The organism is Fluviicola sp., assembly GCF_030151805.1.
GTDB lineage: Bacteria > Bacteroidota > Bacteroidia > Flavobacteriales_D > Crocinitomicaceae > Fluviicola.
The window spans coordinates 1-3,929 of sequence record NZ_JASLCN010000399.1 but is presented as its reverse complement, the minus strand read 5'-3'; the positions used below and the strand labels follow the sequence as shown (position 1 = coordinate 3,929).

At 41.1% G+C, this 3,929-nt stretch carries 2 protein-coding genes; both read right to left on the bottom strand.

The genetic code is table 11. From position 1 onward, the window contains the following. Window positions 1-142: 142 nt before the first annotated feature. A complete protein-coding gene (locus Q1V93_RS15150; RefSeq protein WP_300665815.1) occupies window positions 143-3,028 on the bottom strand; it encodes a T9SS type A sorting domain-containing protein in 2,886 nt (961 codons plus the stop codon). 4 nt (window positions 3,029-3,032) lie between these two features. Continuing rightward, window positions 3,033-3,929 (bottom strand): hypothetical protein (locus tag Q1V93_RS15145; RefSeq protein WP_300665814.1); only part of this gene is annotated, 897 nt, incomplete at its 5' end.

The following is a 3,929-nucleotide window of genomic DNA, read 5'->3' as shown; positions in this document are numbered from 1 at the left end:
GCCCGATACTCCTTGATCGTGTACTTTACACCTGAAATAGGTTCACCAGTATACGGAATGTGTGCTTTAATAGTGAATTCAATGGGGTTTTTCTTATCCAGTTTTTTACAGGAATAAAACGAAAGCAACACAGCTAATATGATTATTGCTCCACCACTATATTTCTTGTAACACATACTCCGTTCTTAATTAATTTCACCACATAAAAGCCCGGCTTTAGCAAATGCTGTACTTGTTCTTCTAAAGGTACGCGCTTTTTAAATACTTCTTTGCCTGAAAGATCCATTATCTGAATTTCTATCGGACCGGATTCAGTCCGTTCACCCCACCGGATAGAAAAAGACTGCCTGGACGGATTCGGGAAAATCGAAACCTGTTCGGAAAAATTCGCTCTTTCATACATTGCTTCATTTGTTTCTTCTGAATCGTTTCCTGAATCGGATCCCGGGTTGCTGTTTCCCATTGATTTTTCGCAGGCAATCTCCCCGATATACCCATGAAAATCCGATCCGTTTTTGATGTGCACACCCGGTGTGAAATGGATTTCATTCACCGCCTGTGCATCCACTATCGCATTGGCTTCCGAAACAAAATCGAGAAAATCTGTTTTCTGCGTGATATGATTTCCCAACAGGATCGCATCACCTGCTTCATAATCTACCCGATAGGAATAATTCGGACGAGCAAAGAAACCGATCCGTAGATTCTGCAGGAAAATGAAATCCGGCTCTGCCTCATCTACCACGAAATTCTTAATCACTCCTTTCACCGGAGCATCCATACCCGCATAGTTATCAGGATCTTTCCGGTTCCCAAGCAAATGCTCGGTATTTTCATCCCAACAAAACAAAGCATCAAAAACCGTATAATCGTAATGATTCCCGGGATAGCCCAAATGAGGATAGCCATAATAGTTGGAAGAGTGAATAATTGGATTGTTATAACTCACAGAATTTTCATTGTCGAACATTAGAAAATGTTCCTTAAAACTATAATTTGGATACCCATTAATCAAGCTACTGTTCAAATCTTTCACATCGTGTGTGAGAACAGTTGGAGTAAAAGAGTACAGGAGTTCTTTCTTAATATCCGGATTCCCCGTCAATTGTGCATTCAATTGGTTATTAATCTCAATGATCGGGTTTTGTTCAATAAAAATAATTCCCCCCGGAGCATTATCCAATACGATCGGATCTTTTGTTTTAGCTTCATACTTTGATTTCCAGGATTTAAACCATGGTTTGTGCTCACAATAAAACACCCGGTGAATCCCGTGTGTCAAAAATGAGGCCTCATACCTTCTGTTCGCAAAGGGGATCGGAGAGGAATTTTGTTTGAAAAATATCGCTCCTGTTTCGGTTGGATATGGAAAATGATCAGCAGAAAAATCTGAAAATTCATATTTTGGAGTAGAAGAACCATTGGAAATGGAAATCATGCGTTGAAATGATGGATACCCTAAACGATGACCATTTTTAGAATGATTAAAATATGTATGTTTTTCCAGATAGGAAGTACGGAAATCACTAGGTCCTTGGCCTGGAGCCGATCCTGACCCTGTTTCAGTATAAAAATAATGCAATAATTGTTCTGAGAGCGGTGCATTCAAAATATAGTGCAAAGCGTAGGTCTTATAATGATTTTCGAGTACTGATCCGATTACAGGCACATTAGACCATTGTTGATTGTAATCGTATTCCCACAAATACTCTACAGCATGCTGCATTCCCAAAGGAATATTCGCTCCACCATGTTCCCCATCATTGGAAATATACAACCTCGTATGTGGGTGCGGGCCATTTGCATACAAGTGTTTGTATTCCATCTTCTGCAAAGCCAAACGAGTTGCCAAAGAACCGGCACTGAAGCCCATGATAATATTTTCCTGGTATGAATCATTTTGAAATTTCTGATTGTTTACCAGGTTGATTAATTGCTCTAACAATTCTGCATTCTTTTCTATATAAGCATTGGGAGGAAAAAACTGGCAGACAATCACATCAAACCCTTCATCGTGCAAATTCTCAATCAATCCTTCCTGGTTAAACTGATTTGCTAATTGAGGAATGGACGCCGGCCAATTTTGATTATTATTAACGATTGCCTTATCTGTATGTGGTCCCCAACCCGCTACCATAATAAAAGGTTTTCGAAGCTTATTATCTGAGCAGGCATAATAGGTAGAGAATTTCAAATCAGGAGAATAAACAGATGAAGAAGTGTAATCATCTGGATAGAGGGTTTGATACCATTCAAAATGCTGATGCACATCGGATTTCGCAGCTTCCCGCTGGTTCATTTCAACCAGTTGATTCACCTGAACCTCTTTTCCATCTGAAAAATGAATAATAAACGATAGCTTTTGTTTCCCTGTCAGCCAATCACTGATATCGATGCTGGAGTTGAAGTACAATAACCTGGTTTCGTTTCTTCTTTTGACTTCCACAAAATCAATACTCCGGTTCGTGTTGGTGAAGAAGGTTTTTTTATTCAGTTCGAGGATGACGTTGTTATAGGCGAATGAATCCAGGAAAACGGATGCATACAACACTTCGTCTTCCATCAGATCATCGGAAAGAATCTTTCGATAAGGTTCATTTCCGGTACTGGTTCTGAATGCTTCTGAAATCGCGGGTTTCAGGGAATTAATCTTCAAATCGACCACGTAGAAGGGAATCCGCAACTGACCGGATTCATCCAGCGAATAGAAATGGTCGTAAACCGGAAAAAGTACCGAATCCCGGTGAAAATTCCGCGACATGTCCCACCAATTCATTAAACTGAACAAGCTCAAAATCCCCCTGCCGGAGCAATGAAGCGGCTGTTCTTTGTAGATCAGTTTATTGAACACGGAATCTTCCAGTTCAAGTGTGGCATTTCTGAAATACGGATTGGAGGAAGAGCTGAAATCTGTTTTAGAGAAGGCATATTCCATCATTTTTCTCGGATTCGAGAAAACCAGCGTATCTGCTTGTCCCCACCCATTCAAACCAATGAGCAGAAACATTCCTATCATGAACTTGCTCATCGGATTATGGTTTTACCTGTTGCTGCAACTGTAAAATCAATTCCTGCTGCAAACGAATCGTTTCCTGCTGTTGCTTCAACAATTCCTGTTGAGCATCCACTTGTTCTTTTACCTGGATCACGTAAAGTGTCAATTCTTCTACTTTTTCCATCAGCATCGTACTGCTTTGAGCAACATTGAGGCCTTTTTCCCGCATTTCATCAGCACCGGGCACATTTGGCAGGTGTTTATTCTGATTGATGTACTGTTTCAATTCGCACAAAGGCATTAAAGGGTAGGTTTCCTCAAAGACGTAATCCGCCCAGGAATTCAGGTTCACTTTTATCTCGCGGGCATATAACAAACCCGTATGATCCAGCTGCATAAGTTTGTAAGGGGCCACTGTGGGATTATTGCTCACCGTTTTGTCGATAATCAAAGGAGGTAATTCCGAATCTTTGCTTAGGCGAACCTGAAATTTGGCTTCGGGTTTTACGCCAACTCCTAAGCGCGGATCGGGCGAACAATTGGTATTCAGCAGAAACATCCGTTGCGGATTTGTGGAAGCCTGCCAATACGGAGCCGTATACAACACATTCCCGTTTATATCACTTGCACATGGAAGCTGAGCGGATTGTGTTTCTGCATAGATCAAACTTTTCAAATCGCCGCCGTTCTTTACTTTCCCGTTCGCATTGATCAATAGAATTCCGTCTCCTGCCAGGGTAGAATCTCCCAATGCTTTGATTTTTAAATCTCCTTCTTTGATGACGGTTGTTCCAACCAGGGTGGTTTCTCCGGCAACTTTCAAATCGTTTTTGATAGTGGCTTTTCCCATTACTTTCAGGTCGCTTTTGACCGTTGCCGTTTTGTTAACGACCAGCGAATCTTTCACTACGAGCATTGAATCGATTCTTGCGGA